Source organism: Paenibacillus sp. FSL K6-1096 (genome assembly GCF_037977055.1).
GTDB lineage: Bacteria > Bacillota > Bacilli > Paenibacillales > Paenibacillaceae > Paenibacillus_AQ.
On sequence record NZ_CP150274.1, the window covers coordinates 6,741,993 to 6,757,539 of the forward strand.

Annotated in this window: 13 protein-coding genes; 12 read left to right on the plus strand and 1 reads right to left on the minus strand. The window is 53.4% G+C overall.

Annotation, left to right across the window (positions count from 1 at the left end):
• The first annotated feature begins 198 nt into the window (after nt 1–198).
• The 10 genes from MHI24_RS29545 to MHI24_RS29590 all read left to right on the plus strand — a co-directional run bounded on the left by MHI24_RS29545 (nt 199) and on the right by MHI24_RS29590 (nt 12,580).
• Nucleotides 199–1,413 carry an IS110 family transposase gene (locus tag MHI24_RS29545; RefSeq protein ID WP_340023118.1) on the plus strand — a complete coding sequence of 405 codons (1,215 nt, stop codon included), beginning with the start codon at nt 199–201 and terminating at the stop codon, nt 1,411–1,413.
• 368 nt (nt 1,414–1,781) lie between these two features.
• A complete protein-coding gene (gene chvE, locus MHI24_RS29550; RefSeq protein ID WP_340023119.1) occupies nt 1,782–2,876 on the plus strand; it encodes a multiple monosaccharide ABC transporter substrate-binding protein in 1,095 nt (364 codons plus the stop codon).
• A gap of 98 nt (nt 2,877–2,974) precedes the next feature.
• Nucleotides 2,975–4,504, plus strand: coding sequence for a multiple monosaccharide ABC transporter ATP-binding protein (gene mmsA, locus MHI24_RS29555; protein ID WP_340023120.1), 1,530 nt, complete (start codon nt 2,975–2,977; stop codon nt 4,502–4,504).
• 6 nt (nt 4,505–4,510) lie between these two features.
• Complete coding sequence (mmsB, locus tag MHI24_RS29560; RefSeq protein WP_340023121.1) at nt 4,511–5,674, plus strand: multiple monosaccharide ABC transporter permease; 1,164 nt, start codon at nt 4,511–4,513, stop codon at nt 5,672–5,674.
• Between the two features lie 141 nt (nt 5,675–5,815).
• Entirely contained in the window at nt 5,816–6,484 is a 669-nt protein-coding gene (locus tag MHI24_RS29565) for a TraX family protein (protein ID WP_340023122.1), read from the plus strand.
• A gap of 92 nt (nt 6,485–6,576) precedes the next feature.
• Nucleotides 6,577–8,085 (plus strand): copper amine oxidase N-terminal domain-containing protein, encoded by a 1,509-nt coding sequence (locus MHI24_RS29570; protein WP_340023123.1) that lies wholly within the window; start codon nt 6,577–6,579, stop codon nt 8,083–8,085.
• Between the two features lie 187 nt (nt 8,086–8,272).
• On the plus strand, nt 8,273–8,638 hold the full coding sequence (locus tag MHI24_RS29575; protein ID WP_340023124.1) for a BlaI/MecI/CopY family transcriptional regulator: 366 nt from the start codon (nt 8,273–8,275) through the stop codon (nt 8,636–8,638).
• Nucleotides 8,635–10,083 (plus strand): M56 family metallopeptidase, encoded by a 1,449-nt coding sequence (locus MHI24_RS29580; protein ID WP_340023125.1) that lies wholly within the window; start codon nt 8,635–8,637, stop codon nt 10,081–10,083. Before MHI24_RS29575 ends, MHI24_RS29580 begins: the two co-directional genes overlap by 4 nt.
• A 117-nt stretch (nt 10,084–10,200) precedes the next feature.
• Nucleotides 10,201–11,415, plus strand: a complete 1,215-nt coding sequence (locus tag MHI24_RS29585; protein ID WP_340023126.1) for a chromate transporter — start codon at nt 10,201–10,203, stop codon at nt 11,413–11,415.
• A gap of 226 nt (nt 11,416–11,641) precedes the next feature.
• Nucleotides 11,642–12,580, plus strand: a complete 939-nt coding sequence (locus MHI24_RS29590) for a phosphotransferase (protein ID WP_340026836.1) — start codon at nt 11,642–11,644, stop codon at nt 12,578–12,580.
• A 324-nt stretch (nt 12,581–12,904) separates the two neighbouring features.
• Here the strand turns inward: MHI24_RS29590 and MHI24_RS29595 are convergent, their stop codons facing one another.
• A complete protein-coding gene (locus tag MHI24_RS29595) occupies nt 12,905–14,311 on the minus strand; it encodes a metallophosphoesterase (protein ID WP_340023127.1) in 1,407 nt (468 codons plus the stop codon).
• Nucleotides 14,312–14,589: 278 nt separating this feature from the next.
• Here MHI24_RS29595 and MHI24_RS29600 point away from each other — a divergent pair, with 278 nt between their 5' ends.
• Both MHI24_RS29600 and MHI24_RS29605 read left to right on the plus strand, forming a co-directional pair.
• Entirely contained in the window at nt 14,590–15,189 is a 600-nt protein-coding gene (locus tag MHI24_RS29600) for a nitroreductase family protein (protein ID WP_340023128.1), read from the plus strand.
• An 87-nt stretch (nt 15,190–15,276) separates the two neighbouring features.
• Nucleotides 15,277–15,471: a DUF2188 domain-containing protein gene (locus MHI24_RS29605; RefSeq protein WP_340023129.1), complete on the plus strand. Its 195-nt coding sequence runs from the start codon at nt 15,277–15,279 to the stop codon at nt 15,469–15,471.
• Nucleotides 15,472–15,547 lie beyond the last annotated feature (76 nt).

The following is a 15,547-nucleotide window of genomic DNA, read 5'->3' on the forward strand; positions in this document are numbered from 1 at the left end:
CATTCTAAATGAGGCTGGAGTCGTCAACACTACATATACAAATCAAAGGGCGGAAACGGTTACTGGGACATACCCCGTTCGAAAAACCGTTCTATTGCGCTTTTCGAGCATCGCCTATTGTAGCCCCCAAAAGTACGTGTATTAAATTACACTCATTCGAGCGCATGATTTGTAAACTGACGATGGAGGATGGTAGGAATGGATGCTGTACGTATGTGTTGCGCCGGTCTGGACGTGCACCAGGAAACCGTTGTGGCCTGCGTGATGAAAGGACCGATCGAACAGAAACCCCAATGTCACCTGAAAACCTTTGGGACGACAACCAAAGAATTGCTAGGCCTGCAAGATTGGCTGAGTGAACACGGGTGTCGGGAGGTAGTGATGGAGAGTACCGGCGTGTTATGGAAACCGGTATGGAACATCTTAGAGGGCAGTTGTGACCTCGTCCTGGCCAACGCCCGGCGGGTAAAGAATACGCCGGGTCGAAAAACGGACATGCAAGATGCGCGCTGGTTAGCGCAATTGCACCGTTGCGGGCTCATTGAAGGCAGTATGGTGCCAGAACAAGACATCCGGGATTTGCGGGATTTGACCCGTTACCGGAGTAAGATGGTGCAGGCGGTGACGGCGGAGAAAAACCGCATTCACAAAATCCTTCAGGATGCCAACATCAAGCTGACCACCTTTATGTCCGATCTCTATGGGGTTTCGGGACGGGGCCTGCTCCAGAAGATCATGGACGGCGAGGTCGTGGACGAAGTGACCGTTAAAAACCTGGTCAAAACCCGTTTAAAACAGAAAGTTCCGCAGCTACTCGACGCGCTCAATGGCAAGTTGCGCCGTCATCATCGGGAGATGATTCGAGACCACTGGGACCACTTGGTCTATTTGGAGAAAAGAATCACGGAACTGGAAGCGCGAATCGAGGCGAAGGCAGAACCGTACCTTGACTCCATTCCGGGAATTGAGCGGACGTCTGCCGTGACCATTTTTGCCGAAGTGGGGCCGCATGTCGCGGAGATGTTCCCGAGTGATGCGCAGTTTGCTTCATGGGCGGGAGTGTGTCCAGGGAACAACGAAAGTGCGGGAAAGCGAAGAAAGTCAAAAACGATGCAAGGGAACAAGCATCTGAAAGGGGCGTTGTGTCAGGCGGCTTGGGCGAACGCTCGCTCCTCGAACCGGATCGGCCAATTCTTTCGACGAATCCGGAAGAGACGAGGCGATAAAAAAGCAAACGTCGCCACTGCGCATTTGCTGATTCGAATCCTCCATGCCCTAATGCGGGAGAAGAGGTCATACCAAGAAATAGACGTCTCACTAGGCGATGAGACGTCCAAGAAAAACAGGTTGGATCGGTATGTGCAATATATCCAGCAGTTAGGATATAGCGTGCAACTAAATCCTACCCCATAGTCTTCCCTTTTTCAAAAAAAACGAAACGTTTTTTGGGGGCGGTGGGTCTTTTTTTGTCAAAATCCAGTCTGCGGCGCGTTTTCCGGTACTTTTATTTTCGTATTAAACCGATTACATTCAACCGCCGCGTGGGCAAACGAGCAAATGTAATCGAAAAACCGATCACATCCGGCCCACCGCCATGTGTATGGGGTCACCGGTCCCAATATACGCAGGATGCCCCGCCCCCCTTCAACTGCACATAAGTTATATTTTCACAAAAACAGTAGACTGAGTGTAAATACACCGCCTGCCCTTCGCTGCTATACTCGGTTTGTCACACGGGAATCCCGTGGAGCCAACAGTATATTTCAGGGGGTAGTGCAGGAATGAAACGCTATTCGGTAGTATTGTCTCTTCTGCTAACAATGGTAATGATCTTGTCTGCATGCAGCGGTAACAGTAATTCTTCGGGAGGCAGCGGAGATGGGGGCAAGGGCAAGGTTGGACTTGCGATGCCGACGAAATCCTCGGAGCGGTGGGTGAATGACGGCAACAACATGAAGAAGGAATTCGAGAAGCTCGGGTACACAACGGATCTGCAATATGCCGAGGATGTCGTTGAGAACCAGGTCTCCCAGATTGAGAACATGATCACCAAAGGCGCGAAAGCAATTGTTATCGCTTCCATCGACGGTGAGGCGCTGACGGATGTGCTCCAGAAGGCTCATGACGCTAACGTTAAGGTCATTGCCTATGACCGTCTGATTAAAAAAAGCGAATACGTCGACTATTATGCAACCTTCGATAATTTCAAGGTGGGTGTGCTGCAGGGCTCCTACATTGAAGAGAAGCTTGGCCTGAAGGACGGCAAAGGGCCGTTCAACATCGAGCTGTTCGGCGGCTCGCCGGATGACAACAACGCCTACTTCTTCTTCGACGGCGCGATGTCGATCCTCAAGAAGTATATCGAATCCGGCAAGCTGGTGGTGCGCAGCAATCAGATGACGATGGACCAGGTGGCGACCCTGCGTTGGGACGGTGCGGCAGCTCAAGCGCGGATGGATAATCTGCTGAGCGCGAACTATGCCAGTGAGCATCTGGATGCGGTTTTGTCTCCGTACGACGGCATCAGCATCGGCATTCTCTCCTCCTTGAAGGGGGTAGGCTATGGTTCCGGCGACAAGCCGCTGCCGGTGGTGACCGGGCAGGATGCCGAGCTGGCGTCCGTGAAATCGATTCTGGCCGGAGAGCAGACACAGACGGTGTTCAAGGATACCCGCGAGCTAGCCAAGAAGGCGGTGCAGATGACCGAGAGTGTGCTGAATGGAACGGAAGCCGAAGTCAATGACACCACAACCTACGACAACGGGGTCAAAATCGTCCCGTCCTACCTGCTGGAGCCGGTATCTGTGGACGCAAGCAACGTGGATAAGGTGCTGGTAGAGGGAGGCTATTATACCAAGGAGCAACTGGGGCAATAGCAGCCGGGCAGCATATGGCGGCAGTCCGGCAGCGGTTCGGAAGCAGGGCCGCGCCGGAACAGCCGTTATCTAGTCACAAGGAAAGCTGGGTGGGAGATATGAGCGAATTTATTTTGGAGATGAGAGGCATTACGAAGACCTTCCCCGGCGTCAAAGCGCTCTCCGATGTCCATCTGCAGGTGAAGGCAGGCGAGATTCACGCCCTCTGCGGGGAGAACGGGGCAGGCAAATCCACGCTGATGAAGGTGCTGAGCGGCGTCTATCCGCATGGAACATATGAAGGAGATATCCTGTACCAGGGGCAGGTCTGCCAGTTCAAGGATATCAAGGACAGCGAGGGCCTGGGAATTGTTATTATTCATCAGGAGCTGGCGCTGATTCCGTATCTGTCGATTTCGGAGAACATCTTCCTCGGCAACGAGCAGGCGAGGCGCGGGGTGATCAACTGGCACGAGACGACGGTGAAGACCAAGGAGCTGCTGGCCACCGTCGGCCTCAAGGAGTCGCCGTTTACAGAGGTATCTTCCATCGGTGTGGGCAAGCAGCAACTGGTAGAGATCGCGAAGGCGCTCTCCAAGGAAGTGAAGCTGCTGATTCTCGATGAGCCGACGGCGGCGCTGAATGAGGATGATAGCGAGAACCTGCTGGACCTGATCCTGGAGCTGAAGCAGCGGGGGATATCCTCGATTATCATTTCCCACAAATTGAACGAAATCGAGAAGATAGCGGATTCAGTCACGATTCTGCGGGACGGACAGACCATTAAGACACTGGATATGAAGCAGGATGCGGTGACGGAGGATGTCATTATCAAGGGCATGGTCGGGCGGGATCTGACGAACCGCTACCCGGAGCGCACGCCGGAGCTGGGCGAGACAATCTTCGAGATCCGCGACTGGGAGGTGTACCATCCCACGCAGGCGGACCGCAAAATGCTGGACCAGATCAACCTCCATATCCGGCGCGGCGAGGTGGTCGGCATTGCCGGGCTGATGGGTGCGGGGCGAACGGAGCTGGCAATGAGCGTGTTCGGCAAGTCTTACGGCCGGCGGATCAGCGGGCAGACATTCATGCACGGCAAGGAGGTGCACCTGAACAACATCACCCAGGCGATTGAGCACGGGCTGGCCTATGTCACCGAGGACCGCAAGCATTACGGACTGATCCTGATCGACGACATCAAGCGGAACATCTCGCTAAGCAGCCTGAACAAGCTGTCCCGCCGGGGCGTGATCAATGAGAATGAGGAGGTTCTGGTTGCGGAGGAATACCGCAGGAAGCTGAACATCAAGACCCCCAGCATTCTGCAAAAGACGGTCAACCTCAGCGGCGGCAACCAGCAGAAGGTGGTGCTCAGCAAATGGATCTATGCCGGACCGGATGTCCTGATCCTGGATGAGCCTACGCGCGGTATTGATGTGGGGGCTAAATATGAAATCTACTCGATTATCAACGATCTGGCGGCACAGGGCAAGGGTGTGCTGGTGATCTCCTCCGAGCTGCCGGAGATTATCGGGATGTGCGACCGGATCTACACCATGTGCGAGGGGCGGATCAGCGGGGAAGTTGAGCGGAAGGACGCCACGCAGGAGCTTTTGATGAAATTTATGACACGAAGCAGGGGGTAACACCGCATGGAAGCCATTAGTGAACTATTCAAAAAAAATATCCGCCAATACGGCATGATCATTGCCCTGATCTTTATCTCTGTGTTCTTTCAAATTCTGACGGACGGCATTCTGCTGAAGCCGCTGAACGTCACCAACCTGATTCTGCAGAACAGCTACATTCTGGTGCTGGCCATCGGGATGGTGCTGGTCATCATCACCGGTCATATCGACCTGTCGGTCGGTTCGGTGGCCGCCTTCATCGGTGCATTGTCCGCGATCATGATGGTCGATATGGAGATGAATCCGGTCCTGGCAGTAGTAATCTCACTGCTGATGGGTGCGCTGGTCGGGGCCTGGCAGGGCTTCTGGGTTGCTTATATCAAAATCCCGGCGTTCATCGTCACCCTGGCGGGGATGCTGCTGTTCCGCGGATTGACAATGATCGTGCTGAACGGTCAGTCGATTGCCCCGTTTCCTAAGTCATTTCAGAAGATCAGCTCCGGCTTCATTCCAGATGTCGCCAGCGGCGGCTCGCTGAACATCCTGACGCTGATTATCGGCGTTGTCCTGTCGCTGCTGGTGATCTATCAGGAAATCCGCAGCCGCCGGGTTACGGTGAAGTACGGCTTTGACCAGTCTCCGGTCTGGATGTCCGTAGCCAAGGCTGCCGCGCTGGTGATCGTCATCAATCTGTTCACCTATGTTCTGGCGCAATATAACGGAATTCCGAATATCCTTGTGATTCTGCTGGTGCTGATCGTGATCTACTCCTTTGTAATGAACCATATGACGATGGGCCGGCATATCTACGCACTGGGCGGGAATGAGAAGGCGGCAAGCCTCTCCGGCGTCAAAACCAAACGTGTGACCTTCTGGGTCTTCGTCAACATGGGTGTCCTGGCCGCCCTGTCCGGTCTGGTGTTCGCAGCACGCCTGAACTCGGCGACACCTAAGGCCGGAACCAACTTCGAGCTGGATGCCATCGCCGCCTGCTTCATCGGCGGAGCCTCGGCCTCCGGCGGCATCGGGACCGTGGTCGGCGCTATTATCGGCGGGCTGGTCATGGGGGTCATGAACAACGGGATGTCGCTTGTCGGCCTCGGCGTTGACTGGCAGCAGGGCATCAAGGGACTGGTGCTGCTGCTGGCGGTGGGCTTTGATATCTATAACAAGTCGAAGACGGCGTGAAAATATTAGCGAGCCGGACCGGGACTGCGCAAGCAGGAGCGGCTCCGGCTTTTTTCGTCGCAGCTTGCAGCATCCGCCCGGGATATGGATAATAGCATCAAAGGTGCATTACCATTCTATGACGGATTCAGGAGGAAACAGATGCAGATTATTGCCATGCTGACGATGCTGATTGACCATGTCGGCCTGATTTTTTACCCGGGTGAGCTGGCCTGGAGATATGTGGGGAGAATTGCCTTCCCGATCTACTGCTACGCGCTGGTGCAAGGGCATATCCATACGTCCTCCCGGCCCCGTTATCTGCGGCGGCTGCTGGTTATCGCGGTGCTGGCCCAGATTCCGTATAACCTGGCGATTGATCCTGGCGGCTGGAATGTAGTATTCACGCTGCTGTTCTCTGCGCTTGTCCTCACGGTGCTGGATCTGCTGCCCAAGCTGTGGATGGGCATTCCGGTCGTAGTGGCGGCTGTGCTGCTGACGGATGCGCTGCCGCTGGATTACAACGCCTACGGGCTGCTGCTGGTGCTGATCTTCCGGTACACCCGCTCCTACTGGCTGGTGCTGGCGCATATGGCGCTGAATGTATTTTATCTCTTCTATTATAATTGGCTGGTGCAGCTGGCCAGTATTGTGCCGACGATTCTGATTGCGCTGACGCCGGGCTTCTGGACGCTGCTGGAGAAGAGACGCCTGCCGCGCTGGGTCTGGTGGAGCTTTTATCCGGCACATTTAGCTGCTCTTGCTCTGGTAAAGTTTCTCATGTTCGAAGATTGGGTATTTATAGATTGGCGGAGTTTATTCAGCGTGTAAGGTGTCAATGATTTCCTGCGCTGTATTTACAAATCCCCTCTCCTTTGAGATGATGGATACGTTGCCAAATTATGAGCTAGAGGAGACATGCTATGAAGAAAATGAAAGCAAGAACCAAATGGCTGGTGCCGATTCTCGCCCTGCTGCTGATTCTGTCCGGCTGTCAGGCCGTCGGCGGTTTCGATGTCAATAAGGCGTTGCTTGGGGATATCGATGTGAAATCGTCGGAATCCAGCACTACGATGAGCCTAAGCGCTGTACCGGCAGCAGGCATCAGTGCAGAGGACCAGGAAGTTGTCGATCTTATTAATTCTTTATCCCTTACACTCGGTCATGTGAAGATGCAGGATAACACGACTCTCTCAGCAACAGGAGTTGTCGGTTATAAGGAACTGAAGATTCCGTTCTCCCTCTACATGGACCAGAAGAACATGGTCTTTACTGCAGAAGGCGCGAAGCAGCCGTTCTATATCCCGCTGGCGAGCAATGAAATGCTGCTTGGCCTGGAAGTTACTGATCCTGCCAAGACCATGGAATTCTCCAAGCTGGTCTCCCAGTTTGTGGTCAAGAATCTGCCGAATCCGGGTGCGATCAATGTATCGTCCGTATCGGAAGCGGTGTATGGCCAGCAGACCAGCTTGACGAAGCTACATACAGAAATAACCGGCGAAGAGTTCCCGGTATTGCTGAAGAGCTTCCTGAGATCGGTGTCCAAGGATACCGAAGGCTTCACTGCCCTGATCAGCGGATTCTATGATTATATGTATCCATTGCTCAAGGACAGAGCGGAAGATCTGAACAGCATCGGTCTGGGCGATATTCCGCTGGAAGACAAAGAAGGGGTAGTTACCGTAGTACATGATGCGGCCAAACTGGCTGTGGATGCCCTGCTGCTCGTCTATGACAAGCAATTGGAGAATCTGTATGAACAGACCCCTGAACTCAAGACTGTACTTGGCAAGGATACGAAGCTGAGTGTGGATATCTTCGTGGACAGCGGCTTCCATGTGCGCAAGCAGAACATGGAACTGAACGTGGCCCTGCCGTCCAGCAGTGACCTGCCGCTGCAGAGCATTAATCTGAAGGCAGCATCGGAGACCTGGAATGTGAACGGCTCTGTAACCGCAGATCCGATCTCTACAACCGGAGCCATCGATGCCACCAATCCGGAGATGACTCCGGGTGAGACCCTGAGAAACTTCGAGCCCGGCTCAGCGATGCATAAGATGCTCAAAGATGAGATGAAGATCACCTCCAAGAGCCTGATGATCGCGCCGGATGATGATTATTATTATCCGATCGTAGAAGATGGCACCACCTACGTACCGCTGCGTTATGTGGCCGAGGATATGGATGCCAAGGTGGAGTGGGATGCCCCTAACCGTGCCATCAAGGTAACCGATGATGTATACGGCGATCAGCTTGTATTCAAAATCGGTTCAGCCCAGGCAGTGATTGCCGGGACAACCGTGAAGCTTCCGCAGGCAGTATTTGTGGATGAATACGGAGATGCCTATGTGCCGCTGCGTGTACTGGCCCAAGGCCTGCACGCCACGGTGGAAGTGGATGAAGACGGTTATATCTGGATTGACCGTCCATAAGCTGTAAGCACTACAGGAAGACCGGAGCCCCTGAACGATCAGGCGGTTCCGGTTTTTTGGCGTAGACGGGAGTTAACAATTTGGTATGTAGATTAGGCTTGACATAATAGGTTTACTGCAATAGACTTAATTATAAGTAGAGGTCTATTGCAGTAAACTTATTAAGCACAAAGGCGGGATGAACGAAGTGGAGACCTATAAACTTTTCGATGCTGAATACAAATTTGCTTGCCTGGTCTGGGATCATGAGCCTATTAATTCGACAGAGCTGGTGAAGCTTAGCCTCTCCACCCTGGGCTGGAAGAAGTCTACGACTTATACCGTGTTAAGGAAGCTATGTGAACGAGGTGTTCTCAGGAACGAGGGTGCGATTGTTACGGCTATTATTCCGAAGGCGGAGGCCCAGCGCTATGAGAGTCAGACGGTGGTGGAGCGGACCTTTGGCGGGTCTTTGCCGCAGTTTTTGACGGCCTTTCTTGGAGACAAGAAGTTATCTGCGAAGGAGGCAGCGGAGCTGAAAAGGATTATTGAGGAGGCTTCCGAAAGACGATGACCCACTTGTGGATAAATATTCTGAATATGAGTATTACCGCCAGTTATGTGGCCGTTGCGGTGATGCTGGCAAGGATCATCCTGAAGCGTGCGCCCAAGCTCTTCTCTTATCTTCTGTGGTCGGCAGTAATCATCCGGCTGCTCCTTCCGGTCAGCTTCACCTCAAGCTTCAGTATTCTGGGGCTGGTGCAGCCCGCAGGCCATACGGGTACAGGGGTGATGGAATTCGTTCCGAAGAATATCGGATTTCAGCTACAGCCTGCGGTGGACACAGGGATTGGCGGTTCAGACAGCCTGATTAATAACCTGCTTCCCGCTGCGGCGCCGGCGGCAAGTGCTAACCCCGTGCAGCTTCTCCTGTGGGGCGGGAGCATCGTCTGGCTGACAGGCGTTGTAGCCTTGTTAATGTACAGCGTTATCTCTTACTTACGGATTGTGCGCAGAATCCGTACGGCAACCTTGGTGAGCGGCAATATTTACGAGAGTGACCAGATTGCTTCACCATTTGTGTGCGGATTTGTGAAGCCGAGAATCTATATTCCTGCGGGTCTTAGCGTACAGGAGCTGCCCTATATTCTGCTGCATGAGCAGACTCATATCCGCAGACGGGATTATCTGATTAAGCCCCTAATGTTTCTGCTGGTGATTCTCCACTGGTTTAATCCGCTGATGTGGCTGTCTTACCGGCTGATGAGCAAGGATATGGAAATGTCCTGTGATGAAGCGGTCCTCAGGAAGCTGGGTCCGCAGATCCGAAGCAGCTACTCCAGCTCTTTACTGGCCCTGGCTGTGCACAGAAGCGGTCTGGCCACCGGCAGCTCGCTGGCTTTTGGGGAGGGCAGTGTGAAGGCCAGAATCAAGCATGTTCTTGCCTACCGCCAGCCGACTTCGGCAAGTATCACAGGCTCCATCCTGGTGCTTGCCCTTATCATTGCAGGCTGTACGGCCAATCCTCAGCCGCTGGAGCCGCCGAAGCTCTATTCCGGTTACGCAGTGAAGCAGCTTCTGGAGAGCCAGACCCCATATGTCGGTAATAACAGCAAGGTATCTGAGCTGGTTGCCGGAATGCCGCTGCCGGATGGGCTGGAAGGGGCAGGTATTGAGCTGACCACGGGCTCCCGCCCTTACGGATTAACGGTCAATTACCTTATGAACGATAAGACAGGCATGTGGAACGAGGAGCTGGGGGCGCTAACCCGCGAGCCGCTGCTCAGCAATTCGGTGCTGCTCTTCAGCCTGATTGATAATGTAGATATCATCAACTACAGCTTAGCGGATGACGGAGTCTCGTACAGCTTCACCTTCACAAGAGAAGAGGCAGATGAACTTATCGGGGAAGACGTGCGGCAGTATGCCGGTGATGAAGCGGGACAGCGCAAGCTGATTGAGCGGCTGGCCAGCGTGTCTCTTGATGCCCAGCCGGCTGCGGTAGGTGAACAGATCTGACGGGAATTTTTACATGATGTCTGATTTCGGTTAATCCGGTTCTCCATCATAGAGGGTATACTGGTGGAACGTGAGCATGAAGCGGCTTACAGTTCAATAATAAGGGAGAAGGCGGGAATGCGGACAGAATCGCAGGCAGTGCCCGGGATGACACGGAAGGGCAAGGCCGGGGCCTTGCTGGAGGTGCTGCTTGTATCGGTTAAGCTCGGCCTGACCTCATTCGGCGGTCCCATTGCCCATCTGGGCTACTTCCACAATGAGTATATCCGCCGGCGGCGGTGGATGGATGAACGGAGCTATGCCGATCTGGTTGCACTGTGCCAGTTCCTCCCCGGTCCGGCCAGCAGCCAGGTGGGTATTGGCATAGGCATTGTACGGGCAGGCCTGCTGGGGGGCGTGGTGGCCTGGCTGGGCTTCACGCTGCCTTCGGTCCTGGCGCTGGTCGCCTTTGCAATCCTGCTGCAAGGCATGGATATTGGCCAGGCAGGCTGGATTCACGGGCTGAAGATTGTGGCTGTAGCAATAGTAGCCCAGGCTATTCTGGGCATGGGGCAGAAGCTGACTCCTGACCGGAGCCGGGTGACCCTGGCGGTGCTTGCCGCATCCGTTACACTGCTGTGGCATACTCCTTACAGTCAGGTGCTGACCATCGCCGCAGCCGGGATCGCCGGAATAGGGTTATACCGCTCACAGAAGCTGGAAGAGGCAGCTAAGCTTGATATCCCGGTCCGCCGGACTGTTGCAATTGCCTGTTTAGCTCTGTTTGGCGGATTGCTGATCGCACTGCCGCTCTTTAGGGGATCGGCGGAGGCGGGGGGACTGGCCATGTTTGACAGCTTTTACCGTTCCGGTGCGCTGGTCTTCGGGGGCGGGCATGTGGTGCTCCCGCTGCTGGAGCAAGAGGTTGTACCCCCGGGCTGGGTTAGCCGGGCCGACTTCCTGGCCGGATATGGCGCTGCGCAGGCGGTTCCCGGTCCGCTGTTCACCTTTGCCGGTTATCTTGGAGCGATGACAGCGGGAGTATCCGGGGCCATCGTGGCTATACTCGCCATCTTCCTGCCAGCCTTCCTGCTGGTAACAGGCGCACTGCCGTTCTGGAATGGGTTACGGCAAAGCCCGAAAGTCCAAGGTGCACTGATGGGCATCAACGCCGACGTGGTCGGAATTCTGCTGGCCGCCTGGTATGACCCGCTGTGGACCACAGCAATTCTGGCACCGGTGGACTTCGCCCTCGCAGCGATCCTGTTCGTCATGCTGGTGTTCTGGAAGCTGCCGCCTTGGGTGGTGGTTGTAGCGGGTGCAGCGGGCGGAGTGGTGATTGGCATGTTGTAAGCAAAAAAAGGCTTTTCCAGTAAGTCATTCATGACTGCTGAAAAAGCCTTTTTGTATGCACATTTTTTTCAAGACCTAATTCAACATAATAACAGAGCGCAAAGAAACAGTCTATATTTTTTTCGGGAGATAGAATACAGTGGGGTAGCCGGCAATACAAGAAGAAGCGGAGTGTTGTTCTTTGAAATTTCATTGTCATCTTGAGGCTGCGGACCTGCAGGAATATGTGAAACAGGTCTTCGGCAACAGTTATTCTGTCACCAAGGTCAGCAAGCTGGAAGGGGGAGCCCAGAAGGTGGTCTACAAGCTTGACTGCACCGGCGGATTCTCCTGCATCCTGTATGTGTGGGATCTTACGATGAATTATTTTCAAGAAGAGATTGCGAATGCCGAATTGAATGCCCAGTCCTATGGCAGCGGGTTATTTGAAATCAACAATAGATATCTATTTGAACATTCCATCCGGACACCACTCCTCTATGATATGAACAGGAGCCGGGAACAATATAACTTCGATTATGCACTCGTCGAGTATATCCCCGGAGAAGCTGCCGAAGCATATTTCGGACATCCAGATTCCAAGGCGAAGGATCTTATCTTCGAGCAGATCGGAGAGATGATTCGGACAATGCATGAGGGAGAGAGCGGAGTCTACGGCAAACCGGACCAGGTTCAAGCTGCCCTCAACCAAAGACCGTGCCATCTGAATCAGCTATACAATGGAATTGCCCAATTGTCTTATGCAGCAGAGCATCATGAAGTGATCCGCAAGAATCAAGTGAAGCTGCTCGACAAGCTGTACGAACTGGAAGCCAGAATAACACCCAGAAGGCGTTATGGATTTATCCATGGAGAGCTTGGACCCAATCATATTCTGGTGACGGGGGAGCAGCTGGAGCCTTGCCTGATTGATATTGAAGGCGCTGAATTCTATGATATTGAACATGAACACAGCTTCCTGGAGATGCGGTTTGGCGGGTTCTACTGCTATCTGAAGAATGACCGGCTGGATGATAACCGGCTGCGGTTCTATAAGTTCCACCATCATCTGTCCTTAATCTCAGGCGGGTTGAAATTACTTCTGAGAGGTTTCCCTGACCAGCAGCTCGCGAGAGCAATTCTGGATAGTCATACCGCATCTGCACTGCAATATATAGAAGGTTGATCCGCAAAGAACAAACTTGTAAGGAGCACATTGTTGCACATTTTGCATGATTTCTCTATCACAATTACCGGCTGTGGTACAATGTTGCATTAATTGCAGGAATTCCGGTGCAGAGAGCAAGTTAGAGCTGATTTTGTTGCATTTTGTGCAGGATTTCAGCATTTGACCGCCTATATAGAGCAGTATTGTTGCATTTTGTGCAGGATTTTTCAAAAATGTTCCTGGCTGCGAAGCATAGCCTCTCATCCTTACAGGGATGGGAGGCTATATACGTTTCTGGAGCGGACCCGCCGCACCCGCGGCAACGGCCTTATTCAGAGCCTGCTATTGCGTTGTCAGCACCATCTCCAGCGATATATTGCTCTGCCCGGAATGCTCGGTCATGCTGCGGATGTATCCCGACATGAAGCCGCCGTCCATGCGCTCCCACAGCTTGAAGCCGGGCATGGCCTTGATCTCCTCCAGTGAAGCTGCGGCGGTGCCGGCGAAATATTTCACATTGAGGCTCGACATCGTCTCGGCCATCGATTGCTTCTCTGCCTCAGTAAAGGGACTGTCCTGCAGTCTGCTCATGGCCTTCTCGTAAGAGTTCACGGCGAAGGTCTCTTCCGCATATCTTTTGAAATTCAGCAGGTTAGGATCGCTCTTGCCGCCCGCCTTAGCCCAGCCCTCCACATCCACCGCAGCCGTGTTATAGGTGACGCTTCTGGAGCGGGGATCAAAGGTCATGCGGCCGTACTGGTGCGGATTCACCGCCATGGCGCTTGTGGCAATATCATATACAGGCATGGCCGGATCAGCGGAATTCACTTCGGGATCCCGGCGGATATCCTGCATATGAATATGCCCGGATAATACAAGATTCAAGCCGTCCTGGCGAAAAGCCTTCAGCGTCTGCTGGCTGTTATTAAGCTTGAAGCCCGATACCGCCATCGAGGTATGACTCAGCACATTGTGATGCATCACGGTGATGATCGAGTCATGCTCCTGAGCGGCCAGCTTCACATTCTCATCGATCCATGTCAAGGTGGACGGCAGCAGGCGGCCGTCGGTCTGCGGGAAATTATACTCTTCATTATGCGCATACTGGGCACTGTCGATCATCAGCAGCCGGAGGCCGGGCGCTGCCTTCACCACATAGCTAAGGCTGTCAGTGTCGCGCGAGACCGCTTCCTTATAGCCGAAATCCCCATACAGGCGAAGGAAATCGTCAGGATTAATATGCGGTGCGACCACTTGCTTGTCCCCGCTGAACGATCTGGCCCAGGGATTGTTGATATCATGGTTGCCCGGCACAACATAGACGCTGGTTCCGGCCGCCTCGATCCGGTGCAGCTTGGCAGTCAGCTCCTTATGGCTGGCGGCCTCGCCGTTATTGGTGAGGTCGCCGCTGAGAATCAGGAAGTCCGGCTGCTTCTGTCCGGCTTCATAGACCAGAGCTTCAGCCAGCTCATCACTGTAAGGGAGCATTTTGCCGTCACCGCCTCTGACATAGGTCTGGAACGCCTGGCCGCCGTCTTCTAATGACTTCGCCAGATAGTGCGTATCGGTTGCGACCCAGAAGGAGACAGGCTGCGAAGCACCGGTTACGGGTGCGGCGACTGCCGGAGCAGCATCTGTACCGGGGGTAGCTGTGTCCCGGCAGCCGCTCAGCAGGAGGGCAGAGGACAACAGCAGGAATAAGACGAGTTTCAACTTGGATGTAGAGCCGTGAATCCGTGAAGAAGGCATAATGCCACCTGCTTTCTATATTTTGGCTGAATCATTGTAGCTTATTTGCGTCGCGGTTGTATATACGAAAAGTTAGCAGGCTGTTTCTAATCGGCTTGTCCGGCTTATAGAAATTAGTGGAAGGCGTATAAATTCAGCGAAACCTGCGACACTAAGAGCGGATAGGAGCAAGAGCGTCTGGTTACAGGAAAATGTTGTGAGTCCGCCTTGCTTTTACGCAGGAAAAGTGCTAAAATTTAAAAAAGTAAGTTACTTAACTTAATGGAGGTAGTTATTTTATGTCTAAGAGTTTTTTTGAAGCGGTAAAGGGCAGACGTTCGGTATATGCAATCAGTAAAGAGTCCCCTATCTCTGACGAACAAATTCAAAAGATTGTTGAAGAGGCCGTATTACATAGCCCAACCTCCTTCAATTCCCAGAGCTCCAGAGCGGTAGTGCTGCTGGGAGAGAACCATGATAAGCTGTGGGATATCACAGCAGAGACGCTGCGCAAGATCGTTCCGACTGAACAGTTCGAAGGCACTGCACAGAAGCTGTCTTCCTTCAAAGCAGGCTACGGCTCCGTGCTCTTCTTCGAGGATCAGGCTGTGGTGAAGCAGCTGCAGGAGAACTTTGCGCTGTATGCCGATAATTTCCCGATCTGGGCGAACCAATCCTCCGGGATTCTGCAATATGTAGTATGGACAGCCTTCGCTGAACAAGGTGTTGGCGCTTCGCTGCAGCACTATAATCCGCTGATCGACGATGAAGTGAAATCAACCTTCGGCATTCCGGCAGAGTGGAAGCTGATTGCCCAGATGCCGTTTGGCGGTGTGGTAACCCCTCCAGGCGAGAAGGAATTCCAGCCGATTGAAGAACGCGTGAAGGTTATCAAGTAAGTAAACTGCATAGAGACAGGTTTAGAACCTCCCTGATCCGGCTAAATATGATTATAGTCATATTGCCAGATCAAGGAGGTTTTTATCATGCCATGGAATAAGGACAACTACCCGGATTCACTGAAGAACTTCACTGCACCGGTGCGGAACAAGGCGGTGGAGATTGCCAATGCGCTGCTGGAGGATGGCTACGAGGAGGGCAGGGCGATTGCAATTGCGACCGCGCAGGCCAAGGAGTGGGGCGAGAATCACGACAAGCAGATCCGCAAAAAAGATCATTAAAATGGGAGCACGCCCCTTTCATGCCGGATATACAACAAGAGGACAGGCGGTTACCCGCCTGTCCTCTTTACATACA